Here is a 22,442-nt window from a genome sequence, read left to right on the forward strand (position 1 = left end):
CGTGTGCCGTTCCTATCGGCAAAAGAGGAGTTGTTTGTGTGGGGAAGTCGCGTTTGCGGCTTCCCCGTCTTGTGTCTGACGCAGGCGTGAGGGCAATCCCGCTCCCTTGTAGTGACTCGGTCGCCACAATGAGCTGCCTGATTGCGCAATTCGCCTGGGCCTTCTGGGTGCGCCCAACTTCCCGCGACCGTGCTTGGGCCCGATTTTATCGGATGTACCCCGTATCCTCATCTGACGCAGCAGACATATGCTGCTAGAATTCTGCCGTGTAAAGTCTGAGGAGTAGTCCTACGTGCCGGGTCGTCGCGCAAGCGCCGTGGTGCCTGGCGCAGGAGAGGAAGCTATGAGGTACTTTGGGACGGACGGATTTCGCGGCAAGGCCAATGAGGGTCTCGACGTCGAACATGCCTACAAGATAGGTCGCTTCGTAGGGTGGTACTACGGCGCGCGTCAGGAGCGCAAGGCCCGCGTCGTGCTCGGTAAGGATACGCGTCGCTCAAGCTACATGTTCGAGTCCGCGCTCGTGGCGGGGCTCGTTGCCTCCGGTGCCGATGCGTACATGCTCCACGTCATCCCCACGCCCGGGGTCTCCTACGAGACGCTCGACGGCCGATTCGACTGCGGCATCATGATCACGGCGTCGCATAACCCCTTTACCGACAACGGTATCAAGCTCGTCAACAGCGAAGGCTACAAGATGGACGAGGACGTGCTTGAGCGGATAGAGGACTACATCGACGACAAGGTGGAAGTCCCCCTCGCGACGGGCGATGCCATAGGGTGCACTGTGGACTACATGCAGGGCCGCAACCGCTATATAGCCTCCCTCATCGCCAGCGCCAACTTCTCGCTCCAAGGTGTCAAGGTGGGGCTTGACTGCGCGAACGGCGCCGCCTCCTCGGTCGCCAAGCCCGTCTTCGATGCGCTTGGGGCGGATGTGCGCGTGATAAGCAACGCGCCGGACGGCTTTAACATCAACGTCGACTGCGGCTCCACCCACATCGAGCGCCTGCAGCGGCACGTGGTCGAACAAGGTCTTGACGTGGGGTTTGCCTATGACGGAGACGCGGATCGCTGCCTTGCCGTCGACGAGCGCGGTCGCACCGTTGACGGTGACCTCATCCTCTACATCTGTGGGAAGTATCTGCATAAGCATGGTCGCCTTGCCGCAGGCACCATCGTCCCCACGGTCATGAGCAACTACGGCCTCTTCAAGGCCTTCGACGAGGCGAGCCTCTCGTACGTGACCACAGATGTGGGCGACAAGAACGTCTATGCCTGCATGCGCGAGAATGGCTACTCGCTCGGCGGGGAGCAGTCGGGCCACATCATCTTTGGCGACATCGAGCGCACGGGGGACGGCATCATGACGAGCCTGCGCATCATGGAGGTCATCCGTGCGGAGCGAGAGACCCTCTCTCAGCTTGCGGCGCCCGTGAGGCTCTATCCCCAGCAGCTCGTGAACGTTCGTGTTGCGGACAAGGCTGCCGCCATGGAGTCCGTCGATGTCAAGGCGGCCGTCAGAGAGGCCGAGGAATTCCTTGGGGGCAACGGTCGGGTGCTCGTGCGTGCTTCCGGCACCGAACCCCTCATCCGCGTGCTCGCGGAGGCACCAGAGGATGCGCTGTGCACCCAGGCCAATGATATCGTCGTAAGGGCGCTCGAACCCTTTGGGGTGTAGTCTCGAGCGAGTTCGAGGGGCCTCGGACAAGCTGCTTGTCCGATCGAGCCAACAGGGCACAAAAAGTGGCTCTGCGTTCGTACATCCAAGTTAGCGTGGCAAAGATGGAGGCATGCGCATGTGCGGAATCGTAGGATATACCGGCAAGAATCAGGCAATCAACTACCTGCTCGATGGCCTTGCGGCCTTGGAGTACCGCGGGTATGACTCGGCTGGCGTTGCCATCATCTCGCCCTCAAGGCACTTGCACGTCGTCAAGTGCCAAGGTCGTGTGGAGGCGTTGCGCCAGCGTTGCGATGACGCGAACCTCGTGGGCAGCTGTGGCATCGGCCATACCCGATGGGCCACCCATGGCGCCCCCGCCGACAGGAACGCCCATCCGCACACGGACTGCTCGGGCAGCATCGCCATCGTCCACAACGGCATCATCGAGAACTTCGAGGAGCTTCGTCGCAGCCTGCGTGCCGAGGGACACGAGTTCAAGAGCGAGACCGACTCCGAGGTCATAGCGCACCTTTTTGGGGATGCGTGGAACGGTCCGGCCAAGGGGGACATGGTCGGCGCGCTGCGTAACACCGTCGCACGCCTCGAGGGGTCATGGGCCATCGCCGTCATCTGCTCCGACGTACCCGACCAGATCGTCGTGACGCGCTGTGGAAGTCCGCTTGTCGTGGCCTCCACCGAGGACGGCGCATACGCGGCATCGGACGTCATACCGCTTTCCTCCGTCACGGACCACGTGGTACAGCTTGAAGACGGTGATATCGCCCTGCTCGAGAAGGACGGGGGCATCACTGTCTATGACGCGAGTGGCGGCGAGGTAACAGAGCCCAAGGGCCTCGACATCGACTGGGACGCCTCGATGGCGACGCTCGGTGGCCACTCCGACTTCATGGGCAAGGAGATCGCCGAGCAGCCCGAGGCTATCGAGCGCCTGCTCAAGGATCGTCTCGGCAAACATGGCATCGAGATGGACGAGCTGCGCATGACGCGCGAGGAGCTGTCTCAGGTAGATCGCGTCTACATCATCGGCTGCGGAACCTCCTACAATGTGGGTCTCATAGCAAAGACCCTCATAGAGCACTGGGCTCGGATCTTCGTCTCGGTTGAGTTCGCCTCGGAGTTCAATTATGCCGACGTCCTTGTGACTGACCATACCCTCTGCCTCATCATCACGCAGTCTGGCGAGACGGCAGACACCCTAGCGGCTGCTCGCAGGCTCAAGGGCATGGGCTGCAAGATCTTCGCGATCACCAATGTGTTGGGGAGCTCGGCCGCACGTGAGGCCGATGGCACGCTCTACGTGCAGGCTGGTCCCGAGGTAGCTGTTGCCTCCACCAAGGCGTATACTGCCCAGATGGTTGCGTCCGCGCTTGTAGCCCTGCGCTTGGCCTTTGCCAACGGCAGCATGACGCCCTGTGACGTCGAGATGATCTACCGCGAGCTCAGGCAGGTGCCTGACCTCATCCGCGAGATCTTTAACCGCAGTTGGCAGGACAAGCAGGCCGTGCCCATCTTCCAGGATGCCACGAGTGCGCTTTACCTGGGGCGTGGCACCAACTCGACCACGGCCTACGAGGGTGCCCTCAAGATGAAGGAGATCGCCTACGTGCATGCCGAGGCCTACCCCGCAGGCGAGATGAAGCATGGTCCCATCGCGCTCATCGAACCCGGCTTCCCGGTACTCGCGGTGGTTCCCGATGATCACGTGCACGATAAGACCGTCTCGAACATCATGGAGTCCATCGCTCGCGGAGCCAAGGTGGTCGCTGTGGCGACTGACGGTGACGAGGAGGTGGCCCAGCTCTGCGAGCAGGTGCTATGGGTGCCGAAGATGGACGAGTACATTGTGCCCATCGTCGCAGTCGTGCACCTGCAGATGCTTGCGCGCTACGTCGCCAAGGCCAAGGGTCTTGACGTTGACAAGCCGCGTAACCTCGCAAAGTCCGTTACGGTTGAGTAGCGATGACGGGCGAAGGGGAGACGTGATGGCAGTTGCGGGCATTGGCGTAGATATGCTTGAGATAGCGCGCATGGAGGCCGTCATGCGTCGGCGTCCGAGCTTTGTCGCACGAGTCTTCACCGAGGACGAGCGCAGCTACTGTGATGCGAGTCCCAGGCCAGCAGATCACTACGCCGCCCGCTTCGCGGCACGCGAGGCCGTGCTCAAGGCGTTGGGTACGGGCTTCTCGGAGGGCGTGGGCTTTAGGGACGTCTCGGTGAGGCGCGCTGACAACGGTCGGCCCAGCTGCGTCCTCTCGGGCCGTGCGGCCGAGATTGCCGAGGCCAGGGGTGTGCAGGAGGTGGCGATCTCGCTCTCGACGACGCACGATGAGGCCGTCGCGACTGCCGTGATGGTGACCGAGGCCGTTCGTCCGAAGCGGGATGCGGCACATGGCGCCGCCACAGAGTTTCAGGCGTCATTCAAGAGCGCCCGCGTCATCGTCGACGAGCTCGAGCACCTCGCCGGGGAGGGCGAGGATGTCCGAGGGCATGTCGACAGAGACGCTGGGGTGAGGCCCATCGAGGTGGGCACAGAGGAAGAGCAACATGCGCGAGTGGGCAAGTCGTCTCGCGAGGAGGCCTAGGAAGGTGACATCATGCAGCCAGTCCTAAACGTCGAGGATGTCAAGCAGGTGGAGAGTGACCTCACCGGCGTGGGCGTGAGCATATCTGAGCTCATGCACAGGGCTGGAGTATCGACGGCCCGAGAGGTCATGGGCATGGGCAACGTCGAGGAAGTCGTCGTGATGTGTGGTCTTGGCAACAACGGGGGAGACGGTTGGGTTTGTTCCGAGAGTCTCAAGGCCAGGGGCATCCGCGTAAGCGTGGTTACCCCGGTCGAGCCAGACGCGATACGTGGTGACCTCGCCCGCGTAGTGGCCAATAGTGCCGAGCACGCCGGCGTTTCCGTGCTCGTCGCCCCTCCGCGCGACCAGCTTGAGAAGGTGCTCGCAGCCGCCGACGTCGTGGTCGATGCCATGCTCGGCACCGGCTTCCATGGGATTCCCCGCACGCCCTTTGACATCTGGATAGACTGCGTCAACGACTCTGACGCACGTGTCGTCGCGGTGGACGTGCCGAGTGGCCTCTCTGCTCAGACCGGCCTTTCCGCCGGCGGCTGCGTCTCGGCAGACCTCACGGTGACGATGCTCGTGCTCAAGCCGGGCCTGCTTGCCGACCAGGGTCGAGACACCTGCGGTACCATTGTGGTGGCGCCTCTCGCCGAGCAGACCGAGCAGCTCGTGCGTGAGGCGGACCCCGTCGCCTGGCGTGCCGACCTCGCGGACTATGCGGGCATGCTCCCACCCCTCTCAAACGCGGACAATAAGTTCACGCGCGGCTCGGTGCTCGTCGTCGGGGGATCGCAGCGCTTCGTCGGGGCTCCGGTCATGGCCGCGCTTGCTGCGGCACGAGCCGGCGCAGGCTATGTGACGCTTGCCGTTCCCGCGCCCATCGTGCCTGTCATCCAGTCACAGCTGCTTGAGATCCCCGTGCTCGGACTTCCCGCCAAGGACAATGGGACCTTCTCCGATGCGGCTGCCATCAAGATCGCCGAGCTTGCCGAGAAGCGCTCCTGCACCTTGGTCGGTCCGGGCATGCGCGTGACCGCCGGCACCGTGAGTGTGGTCTCACACCTGCTCTCTGCCGAGGTGCCACTAGTCGTCGATGCCGACGGCCTGAACTGTATTGCGCGCTTGACCTCAAACTCCCTGGACGAGTTTCCCGAGCTATTGCGTCGCAGCGACCCTTTGGTCCTGACCCCGCATCGTGGCGAGCTGGGGCGTCTGGTTGGCCTGCAGGCAACGCCGCCCAACTCACTTACTACCGCAATGGAGGCTGCGCGTCGTATCGTCTGGGCGGATGGTGGAAGCGAGCTGTGCGTCGTGGCCAAGGGATCGGCGACTGCCTGCCTGAACGCAGAGGTCGCGCTTTTGCCTAAGCCAGGACCCGCATCTCTGGCCACGGCAGGCTCGGGCGACGCGCTCAGCGGCGTCATCGCGGCGCTTCTCGCACGAGGTAGCATAGACCACGAGGACCTACCCACGCTCACGGCGCTGGCCTGCGAGATTCACGGGCACGCCGGCTCGCTGGCCATCAACGAGCGTGGGTCTCGCGGCGTCATGGCTCGTGACATCATAGACATGATCGGACTGGCAGAAGATGCACTTGAGGATGACATCGCCTTTCCCGAGGGCGAGCCAGAGGAGTAGGCGGTGGCAGCGGTGGAGGATGTGATGTCGGGACGCGACGTGCTTAAGAACTGCCCTCTGGACCGGTGGGCTTGGGTCGAGATAGACCTTGGCGCGCTTCGCGCGAACGTCCGCACGTTTAAGGCGCTTCTCGAGCCACGCACCAAGCTGATGTGCGCGGTCAAGGCCGACGCGTACGGGCACGGTGCCGTCGAGTGCGCAAAGGCCATGTACGCCGCAGGCGCCAACCAGTTTGCGGTTGCCACGGTTGCCGAGGGTGTCGAGCTGCGCCGTGCGGGCATCTCGTGGCCGATCCTTGTGCTGTGTGAGCCACCGCTTGATGCCATCGACACCCTGCTTGCTCATGATCTCATGCCATCAATCTATACAAGCGACTTCGCGTTTTCCCTTGGCGAGAGGGCCGTCGCCTTGGGCAAGGTGGGTAGGTATCACCTGGCCATCGACACGGGCATGACCCGCATTGGGGTGTTGCCGGATGATGTGGTTGAGCTGCGCCATTTGATCGACTTCCACCGAGGCTTGGAGTGCGCCGGCACCTTTACTCACTTTGCCACGGCTGACGTCATCGGCGACTGGGACTTCAAGCAGCAGTCTTCTCGCTTCTCGCGCGCCATCGCGGCGCTTGAGGCCGCAGGACTCGACCATGGCCTCGTGCACTGTGACAATACGCCAGGTACCGTGCTCCATCCCGAGCTACATAACGACATGTGTCGCGTGGGCATCGGACTCTATGGCTTGCACCCTTCCGCCACCACCGAGCCGAGGGTCGCGCTGAGGCCCGTGATGAGTGTGCGAGCTCGCGTGACGCGCGCCATCTACCCGGCTGTGGGCGAGGGCGTGGGCTACGGTCTCACGTATCGCGTGCCGACACCCAACATTCAGATCGCGACTGTGCCCATAGGCTATGCGGACGGTCTGGCCCGCGTACTCTCGAATCACATGGATGTGCTGGTCAATGGTGTTCGCGTGCGCCAGGTCGGCCGTATCTGCATGGACCAGTTCATGTTTGCCGTTGACACGAGCCGGCGCAGCCTTGGGAGTGTGAAGACCGTGGCTCCCGTGGAGTGTGGAGACGTCGTGACCATACTGGGTACAGACGGTGGCCAAACGATATCTGCCGACGAGATGGCGCGCCTGCGTGACACGATCAACTACGAGGTCACCTGCGACTTTGGTATGCGCCTCGAGAAAGTCTACGTCTAGGTTGATGACAGCGATGCCAGCCATACACATACCCGGTCACGACCGTCCAAAACCAGGCGAGGTCTCGCTCGACGAGATTCGTGCGGTCATGGGAGACTGTCACCTCTGTGGCCTGGGAGAGACGCGTACCAATCTGGTATTTGGCGTTGGCAACCCGCACGCCCGGGTGATGTTCATTGGCGAGGGTCCTGGAAGAAACGAGGATCTGCAGGGGGAGCCCTTCGTCGGTGCCGCCGGCCACAAGTTGGACTCGCTTCTTTCGATAGCGGGGCTCACGCGTGACGAGGTCTACATCGCCAACGTGATCAAGTGTCGTCCACCGGGAAATCGCAACCCGCGTCCCGAGGAGATCGAGGCCTGCGCGCCCTTCCTGCGCGAGCAGGTTCGTTCTGTGTGGCCGGATGTAATCGTGTGTCTTGGGAACTTTGCCTCACAGTGGCTGCTTAAGACCGAGAAAGGTGTCACGAAGCTGCGCGGTGCCCTCTACCAAGTGGGGCATTTTGTGGTGTGTCCCACCTTCCATCCTGCGGCATGCATCTATCACTCCGACTGGCAACCGCAGCTTGAGAGTGACCTTGCGATGGTGGGGGCGTGGCTTTTGGCGAACCCACCCTCGACGACGGGGGTGTGACGTGACGGTAGAGTTCGTAACGAGTTCGCAAGAAGAGACGATCGCGCTCGGCTGCACCTTGGGCTCTCTGCTTCGGGAGGGTGATGTGCTCGTGCTCACAGGAGACCTCGGGGCAGGAAAGACGCAGCTTACGAAGGGTATAGCGAGGGGCATGGGCGTCTCTGGCGACGTTACGAGTCCCACGTTCACGATCGAGATGGTCTACGAGGGAGAGCGGATGCCGCTCTATCATTTTGACCTCTACCGGCTCGTTGACGTGGGTGAGCTCGAGGACATTGGGCTCTACGACGTCCTCGGCGGTGACGGTCCCTGTGTCATCGAGTGGGGCGAGCGCTTTGTGGACGAGATTGGCCTCGAGCGCGTGGACGTGCTCATCTCGCGCTTGAACGGTGAGGGTGAGGGTGAGGCTGGAGCTGGTATCGAGCCGTTGCGTCGCATTCGCCTTACGGCGCACGACGCTCGCGGTGAGGACCTGCTTCGTGCGCTCGAGAAGTCGACGGACGTCGAGTAGGTGCCGGGCGGTCGGATGGGTGCCCCCGTCCCTCACGCAAAAGCGCATTCCGCCCCGACCCCTCACGCAAAACCGCATTCTGGGCCCGACCCCTCACGCAAAACCGCATTCTGGGCCCGACCCCTCACGCAGAAGTGCACTCTGGACTCGATCCCTCACGCAAAAGCGCATTCTGCGCTGGTGCCCTCACGAAAAACCGCACTCTGGACTCGATCCCTCACGCAAAAGCGCACTCCGCGTGATTGGCACGATGCAAAGTGCGCCTTTTGGTAACGCCACTCCCGCAGAATGCGTCTTTCCGTGAGATCGTGCCGCCAGAATGCGCTTTTCCGTAGAGTGCGCTTTTCCTCACCTGGGCAAACGTAGACCCACCTCACGCAAAAGCGCATTCTGCACTGGTGCCCTCACGGAAAACCGCATTCTGGACTCGACCTCTCACGCAAAAGCGCACTCTGTGTCGACTCTCTCACGCAAAAGCGCACTCTGTGTCGACTCTCTCACGCAAAAGCGCACTCTGCCCCGACGCCCTCACGCGAAAGCGCATTCCGCCCCGACGCCCTCACGCAGAAGCGCATTCTGGCGGTTCTGAAGACCCCAGAGTGCACCTTTCCGTGAGAGCTTCATACAGAGTGCGCTTTTCCGTACGGCACGGGTTGCAGAATGCGCTTTTCCGTAGAGTGCGCTTTTCCTTACCTGGGCAAACGTCGACCCGCCTCACGCAAAAGCGCATTCTGTGTCGACTCCCTCACGGAAAAGTGCATTCTGCCCGACGGCCTCACACGAAAGCGCACTCTGGCCCAACCCCCTCACGTAAAAGCGCACTCTGCAGACCATGATGCCGTCGAATTCTCGTTGAAGGCGGCGGAATTAATGGATTCTCAATGGAGATTAATCTATGAGAAAGCTGAATCAAGCGCACAATACAGTCCTCCCAGCGCACGTCTGCACGCCAGACTTGCGCTTGTCTGCATCGACAGCGGGCAACGTGGCAGGCAGAGGCAAACAGCTGTCATAGGCAGCGCGCAAGGTGGTTCAGATCTTCTCGTTTTTCGTCATAAGAATACTCATCTTTTATTCAGGTGTATGCCTTTGGAAACCCCGAATCAGCTCGTGCATGAGGTATAGTCGCTCCACGCGTCATGGCGCAAGGATACGAGATGGGGGACGGCATGTCGACAGCTCGGTTGGATGACAGCATTAAAGCCCAGCTTGATGAGGCGGAGCGGACGATGCGTTGTCTTGCGCCCGCAGGCGATGGGTTTCAGGCTCGCCTTGCTCGCCTTGCGCGACAGGGTGCGTTGGCGCGTCCGTATCCTGGGGTCTACGCGCGCCCATCCTATTGGAATGCGCTCGAGCCCAAGGCGCAATGCCTTCATGTAGCTCGAACTTTGTCAGGTGCTCACCCTAGCTGGGTCTTTTGTGCTACGACCGCAGCTGTGGTTCACGGTATGGCTATGTCATATAGGTATATTAAGGTACCGCATATCTCCGTACCTGGCAAAAGGCGCGGTCAGACGCGTTGGGCCGTATGGCATCACCTGCGTGATGACGATGATGCCACAATTCGTTTGAATGGGGTCCGCGTCACGTCGTTCGAGAGAACGGCGTTCGATTGCCTGCGTTTTCTTCCTTTTGATCAAGCCTTGGCCGTGGCCGATTCGGCTTTGCGCATCAGGAACGCTGATATTCCGTGGCTGATACATTCAGTTTGTGGGTACTGGCCGGGGTATCTAAACGCCCAGCATGCTCGTCAAGTAGCGCATCACGCAAATGGCTTGGCAGAGAATGGCGGAGAGTCCATGGCGCGTGCGGCAATGATTGAGCTCGGATACATGTTGCCAGAGCTACAGGCAGTCGTCCCCAATCCCCTTGATGGGGGAACATATCGGCTCGACTTTTTGTGGAGACTGGCAGATGGACGTGTAGTGGCTGGTGAGTACGATGGGAGAGGCAAGTATCTGAACGGACATGATGGCGTACCGCGCGAAGGAGACGAAGCGTTGCGAGGCGCTGTTGACAAGATGGCCAAAGAACGCTTACGCGAATCAAGGCTCACGCTCGCGATGGGAGTGATGCGCTTTTCTCCCAAGCAGTTGCGCAGTCGACCGTACTTCTGCCAACTCATGGATTCATTTGGCATCCCAAGGGTGAGGGAGCCTCAGGAGATCGAGGCACGCGCGCGGATTCCTCGCTGGACGCTGTAGTGCCTCGTGCGGGCGCGTTTCTCTCCATGAGGCGGCTTGCGATCAAAATGCACTTTTCCGTACGGCTCGGGTTGCAAAATGCGCCTTTCCGTAGAATGCGTCTTTCCTTACCTGGGCAAACGTCAGTTCTCCTCACGGAAAAACGCATTCTGGCTCCGACCCCTCACGCAAAAGCGCACTCTGACCCACATGTGCTACCAGCGACTCGATCGGCATACCTGCCAGTGTCCCACGTATGCCGCCAACGCTCCGGCAAGCACCGTATCGCCCAGACACGCAGCTCTCGTTTCGTGTGACGCGAATCCTTCGAACTAATCCCCCGAAACCAAACCCGACGTAAAAGGGCTACACTAGCCAAGCTATGACTCTTGACCTTTGACTCTTGACGCTGGCGTGGACTGCGGCCAGTGAAGGACCGGTGATACCCGTGAGTTCGTCTGCCCCATCGTCCGCCCCCACTACAGGGACTTCCGCCCCGGAGACCCGTGTGATCCTTGCGCTTGACACCGCCACTGACATGTTGGCCTGCGCCGTCGCCCGTGTTACCTCAGCCAGTGCGCAAGACAACACTGCGACTACAGCCATAGACGTCCTGGCCACAGGCGATCACCTCTGCTGTCGCCGGGCTAACGTTGAGCTGACGGCGACCGCGCTGGAGACGCTCGCGAAAGCAAGGATTGCGATGGCGGATGTCGACCAGGTGCTGGTGGGTCGCGGGCCGGGGTCCTTCACGGGCGTGCGCATAGGTATCGCGACGGCAAAGGGCCTTGCGTGCGGGCTCGCCACGACGCTTCTTGGGGCGTCGACTCTCGACGCCGTCGCTTGGACCGCCTGGCAGGCAGGGCAGCGTGGCAGGCTTGCCGTAGTGGGAGATGCGATGCGCAAAGAGGTCTATCCAGGCGTCTACCTGCTGGACGAGAGGGGCGCCCATAGGACCTTCGAGGTCGAGTGCGTGCGTACGGTGAACGCCGCGATAGACGAGCTCAAGGCTCGCTCGGACGCGGAGCAGCTTGTCCTCTCGGGAGACGGCCTCAAGAAATACCGCACTGCGTTTGAGGGAGCGGGCCTCACGCGAATGCTGGACGAGAGCCTCTGGCATCCCACGGGAGAGGGGCTGATACGTGCGTCCCAAGCGCCCGACTTCAGGCCCGCCCTCGGCGACGGGGACCCTGCGCTCGTGCTACCTGTGTACACACGCCTCTCGGATGCGGAGGAGGGCGAGCGGGCTCGCCTCGGACTCAAGGCGAGCCCGTCTGTCAGGGTCACGGGCGTGGACGAGGCGCTTGCTGGTCGCCATCTGCAGCTGCGTCCCATGTTGCCCGCAGACCTCGACGCTGTTGTCGCCCTCGATGCCGCAACATACGAGGGAAGTGCCCACACCCCCTGGACCCGTACGATGTTTGCTTCCGAACTCACCCAGCCGCAGCGCAGCTGGTGGGTGGCGCACGACCAGGGAAGGGTCATCGGCTTCGCAGGTGGCCGGCTCGCGGGGGCGGACTTCGAGGTTCTGGATGTCGTCGTCTCCGCCGATCATCGGCGTCGGCACGTTGCGTCTCGTCTCGTCGCTCGCATCGCCTACGATGGCCAGGCCTTTGGTGCCTCCACCATCTCGCTTGAGGTCGACGAGCATAACGCCGCAGGTCAGGCCCTATACGGCTCACTCGGTTTTGTCAAGGTGGGAGAAAGGCCCGGTTACTTTGGCCCAGATGCCAAAGGCAAGTCCCACACCGCGCTCATCCTGCAGGCAAAGCTGCCACTTCAGGCTGACGCTAAACTCATGGCGCAGCTGCCCGAGCCCTCAGCCTCGATTCGCCCATGGCCTATAGTGCCGGCCCCTCGTAACGCCGCCTCGCGGCAGAAGATCGAGGCTGCCGGTGACCTGGTGCTCGCCATAGAGTCATCCTGCGACGAGACCGCGATGGCCGTCATCGACTCGCGGGGCACCATCTGTGCGAACGTAGTCGCTACCTCGGTCGACTTCCATGCGCGCTTTGGTGGCGTCGTACCCGAGATTGCGTCCCGCAAGCACGTCGAGGCCATCGTCGGCGTCTTCGAGGAGGTTATGGCCCAGGCAGGACGACATTTTGGCTGCGACACGCTGGCGGCCTCTGACCTCTCGTGTGTGGGCGTCACCGCAGGTCCGGGTCTCGTTGGTGCGCTCGTCGTGGGCATCGCCTTTGCCAAGGGGCTCTGTGCGGCCACAGGTTTGCCGTTTACAGCGGTCAACCACCTTGAAGGCCACCTGCTCGCCAATCTCTTCGAGACACCCGACCTCAGGCCGCCCTTCGTGGCGAGCCTGGTCTCTGGTGGCAACACGATGCTTGTGCATGTTCGCGCCTGGGGTGACTACCAGATCCTTGGTGCCACCATCGATGATGCGGTGGGCGAGGCCTTTGACAAGGTTGCCAAGGCGCTGGGCCTCGGCTACCCGGGGGGTCCCGTGATCAGCAGGCTCGCGGCGCGGGGTAACAGGAAGGCTATTCACTTCCCCCGTGCGATGATGCACAGTAACGACTACCGCTTTTCCCTGAGTGGACTCAAGACGGCGGTCATCACCTACATAGAGGGTGAGGGCAGGGCCGGCCGCGCCATCAACCTGCCCGATCTTGCGGCCTCCTTCGAAGCGGCGGTCATTGACGTGCAGGTTGCGAAGGCTGTCGCCGCTGTGGAGGAGACGGGCGTCTCTGACTTTTGCATCGGCGGGGGAGTTGCCGCAAACCCAGAGCTCAGAGCCGAATACAAGAGGGAGTTCGGGCGGCGAGGCGTGCGCGTGACCGTGCCTCCCATGGTTGTCTGCGGGGACAACGCCGCCATGATGGCCTTGGCGGCCCTACGCAACTGGAGGGCGGGCGTGCTCTTTTCGCTCACCCAGGACGCAGAGCCCAACGCCAAGCTTGGCTGCTGGTCGTCAAGCGAACTACCCGTTATCGGTCCCGGTTGGCCCGAGAAGCCCTCGTGACAGGGGAGGGCGTGTCGGTGTCGACACGCTACGTTAGCAGCCAGTTCCGCTCTATGTGAAGCTCTCTGTAGCCTAACCAGTTTCCCTTGAGCTCGTGATCGCGTAGTCTCCGCAGCTCGTCTCTGCTATCTTTGAAGATGGCGCTAACGGCAGACCTCAGCTTGTCTAAGGGAAAGTGCTTCTTCTTGAGGCGCTTCACGTCACGTTCGAACTGCGGAAGAACCCTGATGCTCTTAAGCATCGAGGTAGTCCATCATGTCGTCAACCGTGGCGAATGTGTGCCCCTCTCCCATACGATCCTCGCGCCTGGCATTAATGTCCTCTGGGCTTTCTGCGGTCGGTTTAAAGGGCATGCCATGGTCCACGACAGACTGACGCAGAAACATGTTGACAGCAGTAGTGAGGTCGAGCCCCATGCTCTCATACAGTCTGCGTGCCTGCTCCTTGAGCGCACTGTCAGTGCGGATGCTCAGGCGTGCCTCTGACATATCGACCCCCTTGTTTTGCGGTCTATCTGCCCTCACGGAGGGACAGATCAAGATCAAAGTACTCTTGGTATACCCAGCGGGAATATATAATACACCCATTGGGTGTACACATTTATGCCGTGATGTCGCATGACGTTAGGCCCATGATCGGGCATACATGTCTGTTACTATGGCCGGGCACTCTGGGCACGGATACCATTTCTATATCAGATCGCGCTTTAATCTCGACGCATGGCATGAAAAGCAGAGCTTCTTGGTGCATGCTTGTCTTGCTTGGGGAATTGGGTTTCTACTGCGGATGGTTCTGAAGGGATGTCACGACTTCCTGCCTTCACTCTGCGTGGTGAGCGGCGCTGTGAGAACCGCTGCTTTGGTGCAGGGTCCCAACGGCCAGAGTGCGTCTTTCCGTCATATCAAGCTCCAAACTCCTCCCGTTTTGGCCGTCAAGTAGCGATTCAGCCTAGTACCTGCGATGATGCAAGCGCTTCCCGATTCCACAAAGTATCGTCTCGCCCGCAAGGGACTTGGCCCTTCCGGCTAAGCCCCGGCCAGGCTTCCGGTCAGACGGAAAGAGGGGCAGCACATGAAGTGCGCGAACGAGAGCATTCGGGAGCGTGGCGACGGCAGGTGGCAGGCGCACTTCTACTACAAAAACGGGGACAGGTGGAAGGTGGACCCACGCAGCTTCGAGGCCACCTCGAAGAGGGCAGCGAGGAGGAGGGTGGACGAGATCAAGGAGGGGCTCGAGCGGGCGGCGCAGGCAGAAGGCTCCGAGGGACGAGCGTCCCTGTCCGAGGAGAACATGACCACAGAGGGCTTCTTGCGCCGGCTCGTGGGCGGACTGGTGAGCTTCGGGCAGATGGAGAGGACCACGGCGGCCGGATACCGTGCCTCTGCAGAGCCTGCGAGCGGGCACCTCGCGGGCAAGAGGGTCGACGAGCTCACCGGAGAGATGATCCTCGACTGGCAGGACAGGCTTCCGCATCTATGTGGGTCGAGACATCCGCGTTCGCAAGAGGGCGGTGCTCCGGGAACTCAGGGAGAAGGGCTGCCTGCCCTAGACGCTGTCGGCCTCACAGAAGGAGGCCGGAATGTCGAGGGAAAGTTAAAATCTCTCACATATTGTGTAAAGACCCATATCTAATGCATAACTACACAACATCTTGTATGAACTGACTGTCGAGGAAAGTTGCGGGAAAGTTAGCGTCCCGGAGTCTGCGGCCGAGCGTGTCGAGGCACCCTCTGCGGTCAGGAAAGTTGCGGGAAAGTTGGAATCCTTACACCTCGGATCGTCTACCTGCGGAAATCCAATACAATGACGCGCTGGGGAAAGTTGCGGGAAAGTTAGGCCTGCGCCCAGGCGGGCACGTAGCGCATGTACCGTGGGGCGGTCGTCGGATCGACGGGCTTGATCAGCCTGGCCTCGACCGCCGCTGACAGCAGCTTCGAGACGGTCGAAGGGCTGGGGCCTCCCTCGCCGAAGCGCGAGCGCAGCGACTGGTTGGTCATGACGTCGCCGTTCGTGAAGCAGATGCAGGCATGCCAGTAGCAGGCCATGACGCGGTCCTGCGGGTTCATCGAGCGGTAGGGCGCGTAGGGTATGAGGGAGATTCGCACGCTGCCGCCCGCCTCCTCGTACTCGACAACCCTCGGCGCGGGGAGGTAGGAGGCCTCGCAGGAGGAGATGATCCTGTCCCAGCCGGTCCCGAGCTCTTCGCAGAAGCGGAAGCGCCTCATGAGGCTTGCGAGCCTCTGGTTCCGCGACTTGGGAGGGTTGTCGACCAGGCGCATGAGGTCGACAAGGGATGTTCCCGGATTGGTGAAGTCGACGCGGTCGGCGAACACCTCGATGACCGGGCCGCTGCCAGCTATCGCGAGGTCCTGGTGGATGAGCGCGTTGGCAAGGATCTCGCGGACCGCCCTTTCGGGGTAGGCGTTCGTCTGCGTCCTCACGGCACCGACGACGTCCTCTCTCGCGGGCGTGAGCGCCATCACCATCTCGACAGCAGCCTCGAGTTCGACGGCGTAGCCCCCCTCGTAGTCCCTGCTCCTCAGCATCTCGGTGCGCCCCCGACCCTCGTACTGGACGAGCCTCAGCGCCTTTCGCGCGACCGAAGGGAAGTCCCTGAGGCGCTTGGCGAGCAGGAGCGCGCCGAGGTTCGTCACCGCGTAGCGGCCATCATCCTGGCGCAAGAGGACCTCGTCGTCGCAGAGGTAGTGGGCTACCTCGTCCCGCGACTGCGGCATCGGCACCCCGAGCAGGTCGAAGTACTTCGGGAAGTCGAGCAGCGAGAGCGCGTCCGGAAGGGGCAGGCCCCCTCTGGCCGTGACGCTCTCGAAGTCAAACTTGGTGATGCGGCCCCACACCTCGGACTCTATGGTGGGGTACTCCCTCAGCTTCTTGGTGTAGCTCCCCACCCGAACGTATGGGACCCGCTCAAAGTCGACCGTGTGGTAGAAGGACGCATGGACCATGAGCACGGTGACGTGCATGCCGCCGACCTCGCCCTCCGCGAACTCGAAGGAGGCGTTGTCCGTCAGCTGATGGTGGAGCCAGTTCTCGAGTTCCTCGTTGCCCTTTTTCACGAGCCTGTACCGGAACGAGCTGCCGACTACCTTGTGCGTCTCGTCGTCGATTCCCCAGACCATGTATGCCGTCGGGGCGCCCAGCCTGCAGGCGGAGTTGGCCAGCGCGCTGATCCTTTGGCCGATCATCTCGGGGTTCGAGTTGTTCGTCTTGAACTCAATCCACTCAGTCTCGGCGTCGTGGCGGCAAAGCTCCTCCACGAGCAGTGCGATGTCAATGTCGGCACCCATGTGACTCCATCTTCCCAAACGTATGGCCAGCATCCATTCTACAGCAGGCCAAGGTTCTCGATACGACCCGCGATACCCCGCCAGGCGGGGCCCGCCACCGTGCGCCCCGCCCTGCATGACATCCTCGCAAGGGGACCGAAGGGGGTTCCCGTCCGAAGCACGGAGGCAAAGACATGTACGCGCAGCTGACGCTGGGATTCGGAGTTGAGGAGAAGGTGGGTGTGCGAGACCTGATCGTGCGCGGTGTTTTGGTTCAATAGGAACTGTGCGGAAAGATTGGGGCCGAGGCGACGGGCACCAAGGTCGACTACCTCAAGTGGAGGGCCCAGATCGGTGAGTGGTGCGTCGGCGTGATCAACGACTACCTCGTGGCCAACGGGCCGTCGACCCGCACCGAGATCATCGAGGTCACGTCGCCCCACCTGCCCGCCTCGCTCACGCCGGAGCAGCGCGAGAACAAGGCGGACAACCTCCTCAGGAAGATGAGACCGTAGGACGGGATCAGGAGCCGACCGATCGGAGGCGGGCGCGTCTGGGAGGCCACGTGACCGCCGGGCGATTTACGTGTGCTTACGGGCGATTTACGTGTGCCCGGGAGCGGGCGGCATGAAGTCTTCGCAGCTAGAGGGCTTATCTCGCACCCTCTGACTCCCTCCGATTACGTGAGGGTAACGCGGGTACTCGCTGCCGCGCCCCTGCCGCGCCGTGACGATCTGGACCCACCCAAAGATCAGCCTCACGGGTACGACGTCGACGCCTTCAACGCACGGCATCCAAGGCATGTTTCTGCAGCACATCGTATTACACCATGATCGCCCCCATGCTCGACACCGTCAAGGGCTACCTCCGTCAGCGCCTCGCTCAAGGGCGTCGGCAAGAAGAACCTCGCCGTTGCGCCTGGAAGACGAGACCGCTTTCTCCGCCATCCTCAGGAAGCCCATGAACTGGCTTGGCATCTGTCGCGATAACGCCGCCAGCTCAATTGGCCTTTCGGGTCGCCCCGTACGGTTCTCTGCGACCATGCCGGTGCGAAATCCAAGCTTGGCGGCCGCCCGCTCGAACTCGCGTGTCCGTACCGCAACCTACAGCTACTTGAACCGCATGGCTCAATCCTCATGTCTCTCGTTCCTGATGCTCCCCTGCGCGAGGTCCTCGGCACGATAGGTCGCATAGCCCTCATAGGAGTAGGACGCATCGACCCCACGCGCCAACAACGTGAAGTTGTCCAGCTGATTGGAGAGAGAACCGCGAAGCAACTCCTTGAGCTCCAGGTCACGTACGGGGCTGCGCTCCATGGCAAGGAGGTAATCCTCGTGCCCTATCTGGCTCCAATCAACCGTGCGGCCCAGTTCGCAACGGAATATGTGATCAAGCCAGATGCGCCCCGCCCGGCCGTTGCCCTCGCGAAACGGATGGGCAACGTTCATCTCCACGTACTTCTCGACAATCTCCTCGAAGTCACCCTGCCGCATGCCCTCTATGCTCTTGAGGGCTGATTGCAGGTACAACGCCGATGCAAACCGGAAACTGCCCTTGGACAGGTTGACGTCACGCACCCTGCCAGCGAAGTCGTAGATGTCACCAAAGAGTGTGACATGGATCTTTTGGAGCGTGGTAAACGTGCCTGGCTCCAGCTTGTCGAGCGCGCCGTCCCTATAGAGGGAGAGGGCAGCCAGCTTGGAGATGCGCTCCTCCTCATGGGCAAGCTCAATGCTGCTGGCGATGCCAAGCTTGTTTTGAGGTATCATCGCTCAATTACCTGCCTTGCAAGAGTCTTCCGGCTCAGCTCTTCGATCATGAGTCCCTTGGCGAAGGACGTGAAGTTCATGCCCCTGAGGGAGGCTGCCTCCTTAGCAGAGTCGCGAAGCGTGCGCGGTATGCGAATGGTGACTGGCGCGAGTCCGGAATCCCGCAGGTAGGACTTGATCTCTGTGGGGGTGACACCGGAATCGAGCGGCCCTGTATATCTCACGCGCACATCCTATCCATTGCATGGCTCAAGCAATACGCAAGAGGATTCTATCAGAAGGTGCGGATCTCATTTGTAGAGGGCTTGCAGGTGACCAAGAGGTATGGCAAGAGGTGCGGAAACGATAGGGGCAGTCGTCACGCGCTCCTGTTGGGGTCATGAGGTGAGCAAGGCGGACGTCGTCAGCGTCAGCCCCACAGCAGCCCGACGGCGCTCATGAACGCGAGCTGAGAGAGCAACTCGCACCATCCGACAACCCCGATCCCTCCGCCCGTGCCGACGTCTCCGTCCCTGCCAGAGCGACACCTCTCGTCGATTTTCGCCACGGTTTCACGCCCAAACCGCAGGAGGAAATCGTCCAGCGTAGGGTACGTGTCGCTTGCCTGGTGCTGCGCGATGCGAACGTAGCAGAGCACGGCCGCACGAGCTGCGGGAATGCGGGAGAGCTCCAAGAGCGACATACTCCCGACCCTGCCATCGCAAAGCGAGAAGACCATGTCGTTCCCGCATCCGGAGAGCTTCTCGACATCCACGCCGGCGTGCGCGGCGAGCCCGAGGTCCGACCGCACGCGCATGCACACCCTCCCGAGCAGGTTGGAGCCGCGCCAGCGCGAGATGTCTCGAAAGCGCTTGTCGTGTTCTGCCAGGCCGACGCCCCAGCTGCGATCGTACGGAGACGCCTCCGCAAGGACTGCGACGCCCGTCGTGAGCAGACGTTCGGCGAGCTTTGGGTTCTGCATGAACTTCTCGCGCACCCCTACGTAGACGAGCTGTTCGCGCACATCGCGCCACAGGGCATCATCGTAGGGCTTGACTCGGGCACCAAGCTCCTTCGCCCTGCGCGGGGTGGGCGTCTCGAGTATGGCGTCCGCTGAGCCTGTGTCCCCCATTACGCGAGCCTTCTGCCACATCATCCAGTGCTCGGTCGTGCAAAACTCTCGCCCGCAGAACACAAGGCCGCTCGGGTGCCAGTTGCTGCAGAACCCCAGGGCGTCCTTCTCTCTCCAGAAGCCGATCAGCGTCGGCCCGTCTTCGCTGGAGGCCGCCGGACGAGACGCGCCTTCGTCTGGGCCGACGGAGAAGTACTCCTCCCAGAGGCCCGAAACGTCCCTCCCAAGTGCCTCTTCGATCAGTATCGAGACCATGATGAGGTCGCGCTCGTCGCTTGTCTGCGAGTACTGGCTCGCGTCACGGTTGACGGTCACGCTGGTCAGCACATAGCCCTCGGCCCTTCGCGCCACATGTACACGATAGACGCAGACCCCGGTCCAGCTGCGGTGGAGGTTCAGCGACTCTCCGTCGAAGTACGAGAACCAGTGGTCCTCCATGGTCTGTGGGATGTGGCCGAGTGCCAGCAGCTCGAACTCCTCAGTCGTGAGAGGGATGTCCAGATCGATCTTAGCATGCGCCCTGGACATCCGACGAGTCTTCCAGTCGGACCTCAACGCTCTCTGCCGTGGGCGGGCGGGCTTTACCGCGCTCCCAGACAGGGCCTCGTTCCTGTCGCCAAAGCCCATCGACCACATCGCGACCGCCTTCTTCGCGTCGTCCATTGTTCCTCCTTCTCCAGGCAACGCCGCATACGATGCTAGCAATCGCGTCGGATGCAAGCTCAAGGGGATCGCCCAATGGGCTGTTGCCTCGACTGGTAGGCAGACCGTAGGGTCGATCACGGCTCCTCGTCTGCCTGGTGTTATGCAAAAGCGGTGCGAAACGGCCGGGAACTCACGATACCTCGCCTTGATCGATGCGCTGATATGCCGTCGCCCGCGCCGCGCCGACCTTCTTTACGGCACCCTCAGCCTGCAGCCTTTGCAGAACCCGCTCGACCGTGCGGCGGCTGAGTGTTGGATTGTCGTCCATGATCTGGCGTTTGGTCACTGTCCCCGTAAGGCCGGCGAAGTACGCGCGCAGGACATCCTCGCCCTTGGCGCTGGAAGACAGCAGGGAAACGCGCTCGTCGAGGTCGCGGTAGCATGCGGTCATAACTCCCAGCAGGTAGGTGACGAATGGCGCGTAGTCGCTTTCTCCCTGAGCCCATCTGGGCGAGCTCGCGGCGAGGGCCTCGTAGTAGGTCGTCTTCGTACGTTCGATTTCGGCCTCAATGGAGACGTACTTGCCCACATCGTACCCGCTGCGGTAGGACAGGAGCAGCATGAGCAGGCGGCTCATGCGTCCGTTGCCGTCGGCGAAGGGATGGATGCTCACGAAGTCGAAGACGAAGATGAGCGACACGAGCAGCGGGTCATAGGTGGCGCCCTTGCTCCAGCGTGCATACTCATCACAGATGCGCTCGACGGCAGAAGGCGTCGCCGCCGCGCTCGTTGGGACGAACCTCGCCACCATGCTGCCATCCTCCGTGCGCTCGGCGATAGTGTTGTCCGAGTCCTTCCAACGTCCCGCAAACGAGACATCTTGGAAGCGGTAGAGGTCGCGGTGGAGCTGTAGGATGACGCCCGGCGTGATGGGAATGCTATCATGGCTCTCGTGAATCGTGTCCAGCACGTAACGGTATCCGGCAATCTCGCGCTCATCGCGGTTCGCAGGCTTGACCTTTCGCTCCATCAACTCGCGCAGGCGGACCTCGGAGGTCGATATGTTCTCGATGCGATTGGATGCGCCCGTACCCTGGATCTTCGCAACCTCGCAGAGCCTGTCGAGCACGGCGGGCTGCAGCGACTTATAGAGCTCCTGCCTGCCCCGATGCTCTCTCACATCACCAATTGCGGACACGACCCCTGGCATCATGAGCCTCTGGAGAACCTTCCCGTATTCGAACTGCAACACCGTGGTATCCTCGTCAACTGCTAAAGTATCTTAGCCATGTAAGAGCATATTGACTACTATACACGTAATGTGGCTAAGATAATAGAGGCTTCGTAAGTTCGTGTAGGTGGGTGGTTGCGTCACCGCCCCGGCGACGTGGGCCTCACCGCCAGGGCGACGTGGGCCTCACCGCCAGGGCGACGACGCAGGAGTGTACACAAATCGGTGGAAATGGCCTCTCGGTGCCGTTTCGGGGCATTTGTGTACACTGTTGGGCCGTGGCCTTGGGTTGTGGGTGGCCTTGGGATCGCAATAGTGTACACAAATGGGAGGATCGGGCCTCTCCGCACCGGATTGGGGCATTTGTGTACACTGTTGCGCCTCGCGAGGATCGTGCGAGCGACCGTGGGGACGCAGGAGTGTACACAGATCGGCCAAAATGGCCTCTCGGCGCCGTTTTGGGGCGTTTGTGTACACTGTTGCGACGCGCGTCGCGATACGAATCGCGACGCGAGCTGCGTCGAGTGGCACGAGCGCCTCAGCCGCCATGGCGTGCCGGCGGCTAGCCCCTCTCGCTTGGTCGGGAAGACAGGTTCTGCGCGAGTGGCGTCGCTGCCAGGTTGGCATCTTCGCCGAGGTGTCAACCCACACGAACCCCCGAAGGGCCAGATAATATGGGAGTCTCCAGACAGTCCGGCGATGGTTCCAAAAGATGACGACGGAGACCCTATTTGGAAGCGTTGCCGTGAGGACGAGTAACGCCGTGCAGCCTACTCAAGGTGTGTGTTGACACCAAGGTCAAGGACGCCAGAATTTCTGCACAGGCGATGATGCAGAACTACCTTCTCGACAGGGCGTGTGGCACCGAGTGCGGTTTCGTTGCGTCTCGGTGGCGGAATGGCATCCTCTGGGGAGCGATGCCAGACACTGATAAGAAGCGTTGGGAAGCTTAAGGTAGACGTTCTCAAGGATCCTCAAGAGACCGGCGTTGATAGGTGA

Annotated in this window: 18 protein-coding genes; 11 read left to right on the top strand and 7 right to left on the bottom strand. The window is 61.6% G+C overall.

Translation table 11 applies throughout. The features are described 5' to 3' along the window. Positions 1–343: 343 nt before the first annotated feature. The 9 genes from glmM (at position 344) to tsaD (ending at position 13,403) form a co-directional block, all read left to right on the top strand. Positions 344–1,681, top strand: a complete 1,338-nt coding sequence (gene glmM, locus ADJ70_RS13720; RefSeq protein WP_050342332.1) for a phosphoglucosamine mutase — start codon at positions 344–346, stop codon at positions 1,679–1,681. Between the two features lie 118 nt (positions 1,682–1,799). After that, entirely contained in the window at positions 1,800–3,644 is a 1,845-nt protein-coding gene (gene glmS / locus ADJ70_RS13725; protein WP_050342334.1) for a glutamine--fructose-6-phosphate transaminase (isomerizing), read from the top strand. A gap of 25 nt (positions 3,645–3,669) precedes the next feature. Continuing rightward, the gene (acpS, locus tag ADJ70_RS13730) at positions 3,670–4,269 is read left to right on the top strand and encodes a holo-ACP synthase (protein ID WP_083444057.1); all 600 of its coding nucleotides are present in this window, start codon (positions 3,670–3,672) and stop codon (positions 4,267–4,269) included. Positions 4,270–4,281: 12 nt separating this feature from the next. Beyond that, on the top strand, positions 4,282–5,895 hold the full coding sequence (locus tag ADJ70_RS13735) for a bifunctional ADP-dependent NAD(P)H-hydrate dehydratase/NAD(P)H-hydrate epimerase (RefSeq protein ID WP_050342336.1): 1,614 nt from the start codon (positions 4,282–4,284) through the stop codon (positions 5,893–5,895). Positions 5,896–5,919: 24 nt separating this feature from the next. Next, the gene (alr, locus tag ADJ70_RS13740) at positions 5,920–7,098 is read left to right on the top strand and encodes an alanine racemase (RefSeq protein WP_050344631.1); all 1,179 of its coding nucleotides are present in this window, start codon (positions 5,920–5,922) and stop codon (positions 7,096–7,098) included. A 13-nt stretch (positions 7,099–7,111) separates the two neighbouring features. Next, positions 7,112–7,729 carry a uracil-DNA glycosylase family protein gene (locus ADJ70_RS13745; RefSeq protein WP_050344632.1) on the top strand — a complete coding sequence of 206 codons (618 nt, stop codon included), beginning with the start codon at positions 7,112–7,114 and terminating at the stop codon, positions 7,727–7,729. 1 nt (position 7,730) lies between these two features. Next, positions 7,731–8,240: a tRNA (adenosine(37)-N6)-threonylcarbamoyltransferase complex ATPase subunit type 1 TsaE gene (gene tsaE / locus ADJ70_RS13750; RefSeq protein ID WP_050342338.1), complete on the top strand. Its 510-nt coding sequence runs from the start codon at positions 7,731–7,733 to the stop codon at positions 8,238–8,240. A 1,454-nt stretch (positions 8,241–9,694) separates the two neighbouring features. Then, a complete protein-coding gene (locus ADJ70_RS14835; protein WP_157051566.1) occupies positions 9,695–10,444 on the top strand; it encodes a hypothetical protein in 750 nt (249 codons plus the stop codon). Between the two features lie 517 nt (positions 10,445–10,961). Further along, entirely contained in the window at positions 10,962–13,403 is a 2,442-nt protein-coding gene (gene tsaD, locus ADJ70_RS13765) for a tRNA (adenosine(37)-N6)-threonylcarbamoyltransferase complex transferase subunit TsaD (protein ID WP_050344633.1), read from the top strand. A gap of 28 nt (positions 13,404–13,431) precedes the next feature. On the opposite strand, the gene ADJ70_RS13770 is transcribed toward tsaD, so the two are convergent. Both ADJ70_RS13770 and ADJ70_RS13775 read right to left on the bottom strand, forming a co-directional pair. After that, complete coding sequence (locus ADJ70_RS13770) at positions 13,432–13,644, bottom strand: type II toxin-antitoxin system mRNA interferase toxin, RelE/StbE family (protein WP_083444058.1); 213 nt, start codon at positions 13,642–13,644, stop codon at positions 13,432–13,434. Next, the gene (locus tag ADJ70_RS13775; protein WP_050342344.1) at positions 13,637–13,891 is read right to left on the bottom strand and encodes a type II toxin-antitoxin system RelB/DinJ family antitoxin; all 255 of its coding nucleotides are present in this window, start codon (positions 13,889–13,891) and stop codon (positions 13,637–13,639) included. The genes ADJ70_RS13770 and ADJ70_RS13775 overlap by 8 nt, the downstream gene beginning before the upstream one ends. A 583-nt stretch (positions 13,892–14,474) precedes the next feature. Between ADJ70_RS13775 and ADJ70_RS13780 the strand changes: the two genes are divergently transcribed. Continuing rightward, positions 14,475–15,035 (top strand): hypothetical protein, encoded by a 561-nt coding sequence (locus ADJ70_RS13780; RefSeq protein ID WP_050342346.1) that lies wholly within the window; start codon positions 14,475–14,477, stop codon positions 15,033–15,035. A 200-nt stretch (positions 15,036–15,235) separates the two neighbouring features. On the opposite strand, the gene ADJ70_RS13785 is transcribed toward ADJ70_RS13780, so the two are convergent. Next, on the bottom strand, positions 15,236–16,708 hold the full coding sequence (locus ADJ70_RS13785; RefSeq protein WP_050342348.1) for an ATP-binding protein: 1,473 nt from the start codon (positions 16,706–16,708) through the stop codon (positions 15,236–15,238). Positions 16,709–17,058: 350 nt separating this feature from the next. Between ADJ70_RS13785 and ADJ70_RS14840 the strand changes: the two genes are divergently transcribed. Then, entirely contained in the window at positions 17,059–17,202 is a 144-nt protein-coding gene (locus tag ADJ70_RS14840) for a hypothetical protein (protein ID WP_157051567.1), read from the top strand. A gap of 612 nt (positions 17,203–17,814) precedes the next feature. On the opposite strand, the gene fic is transcribed toward ADJ70_RS14840, so the two are convergent. From fic to ADJ70_RS13805, 4 genes are all read right to left on the bottom strand, one after another. Then, a complete protein-coding gene (gene fic / locus ADJ70_RS13790) occupies positions 17,815–18,456 on the bottom strand; it encodes a protein adenylyltransferase Fic (protein WP_050342350.1) in 642 nt (213 codons plus the stop codon). Next, complete coding sequence (locus ADJ70_RS13795; RefSeq protein WP_050342352.1) at positions 18,453–18,680, bottom strand: hypothetical protein; 228 nt, start codon at positions 18,678–18,680, stop codon at positions 18,453–18,455. Before ADJ70_RS13795 ends, fic begins: the two co-directional genes overlap by 4 nt. Before the next feature lie 185 nt (positions 18,681–18,865). Continuing rightward, positions 18,866–20,230 (bottom strand): NADAR family protein, encoded by a 1,365-nt coding sequence (locus tag ADJ70_RS14310; protein ID WP_216597278.1) that lies wholly within the window; start codon positions 20,228–20,230, stop codon positions 18,866–18,868. A gap of 172 nt (positions 20,231–20,402) precedes the next feature. Beyond that, on the bottom strand, positions 20,403–21,464 hold the full coding sequence (locus ADJ70_RS13805) for a Fic family protein (RefSeq protein WP_050342354.1): 1,062 nt from the start codon (positions 21,462–21,464) through the stop codon (positions 20,403–20,405). Between the last annotated feature and the right edge of the window lie 978 nt (positions 21,465–22,442).

It is taken from the genome of Olsenella sp. oral taxon 807 (genome assembly GCF_001189515.2).
GTDB lineage: Bacteria > Actinomycetota > Coriobacteriia > Coriobacteriales > Atopobiaceae > Olsenella_F.

What these genes read in the sequence shown, in the direction of transcription:
- glmM (WP_050342332.1), top strand. Translation starts at nt 344, where the DNA reads ATGAGGTACTTTGGGACGGACGGATTTCGCGGCAAGGCCAATGAGGGT.
- glmS (WP_050342334.1), top strand. Translation starts at nt 1,800, where the DNA reads ATGTGCGGAATCGTAGGATATACCGGCAAGAATCAGGCAATCAACTAC.
- acpS (WP_083444057.1), top strand. Translation starts at nt 3,670, where the DNA reads ATGGCAGTTGCGGGCATTGGCGTAGATATGCTTGAGATAGCGCGCATG.
- ADJ70_RS13735 (WP_050342336.1), top strand. Translation starts at nt 4,282, where the DNA reads ATGCAGCCAGTCCTAAACGTCGAGGATGTCAAGCAGGTGGAGAGTGAC.
- alr (WP_050344631.1), top strand. Translation starts at nt 5,920, where the DNA reads ATGTCGGGACGCGACGTGCTTAAGAACTGCCCTCTGGACCGGTGGGCT.
- ADJ70_RS13745 (WP_050344632.1), top strand. Translation starts at nt 7,112, where the DNA reads ATGCCAGCCATACACATACCCGGTCACGACCGTCCAAAACCAGGCGAG.
- ADJ70_RS14835 (WP_157051566.1), top strand. Translation starts at nt 9,695, where the DNA reads ATGTCATATAGGTATATTAAGGTACCGCATATCTCCGTACCTGGCAAA.
- tsaD (WP_050344633.1), top strand. Translation starts at nt 10,962, where the DNA reads ATGTTGGCCTGCGCCGTCGCCCGTGTTACCTCAGCCAGTGCGCAAGAC.
- ADJ70_RS13770 (WP_083444058.1), bottom strand. Translation starts at nt 13,644, where the DNA reads ATGCTTAAGAGCATCAGGGTTCTTCCGCAGTTCGAACGTGACGTGAAG.
- ADJ70_RS13775 (WP_050342344.1), bottom strand. Translation starts at nt 13,891, where the DNA reads ATGTCAGAGGCACGCCTGAGCATCCGCACTGACAGTGCGCTCAAGGAG.
- ADJ70_RS13780 (WP_050342346.1), top strand. Translation starts at nt 14,475, where the DNA reads ATGAAGTGCGCGAACGAGAGCATTCGGGAGCGTGGCGACGGCAGGTGG.
- ADJ70_RS13785 (WP_050342348.1), bottom strand. Translation starts at nt 16,708, where the DNA reads ATGGGTGCCGACATTGACATCGCACTGCTCGTGGAGGAGCTTTGCCGC.
- fic (WP_050342350.1), bottom strand. Translation starts at nt 18,456, where the DNA reads ATGATACCTCAAAACAAGCTTGGCATCGCCAGCAGCATTGAGCTTGCC.
- ADJ70_RS14310 (WP_216597278.1), bottom strand. Translation starts at nt 20,230, where the DNA reads ATGGACGACGCGAAGAAGGCGGTCGCGATGTGGTCGATGGGCTTTGGC.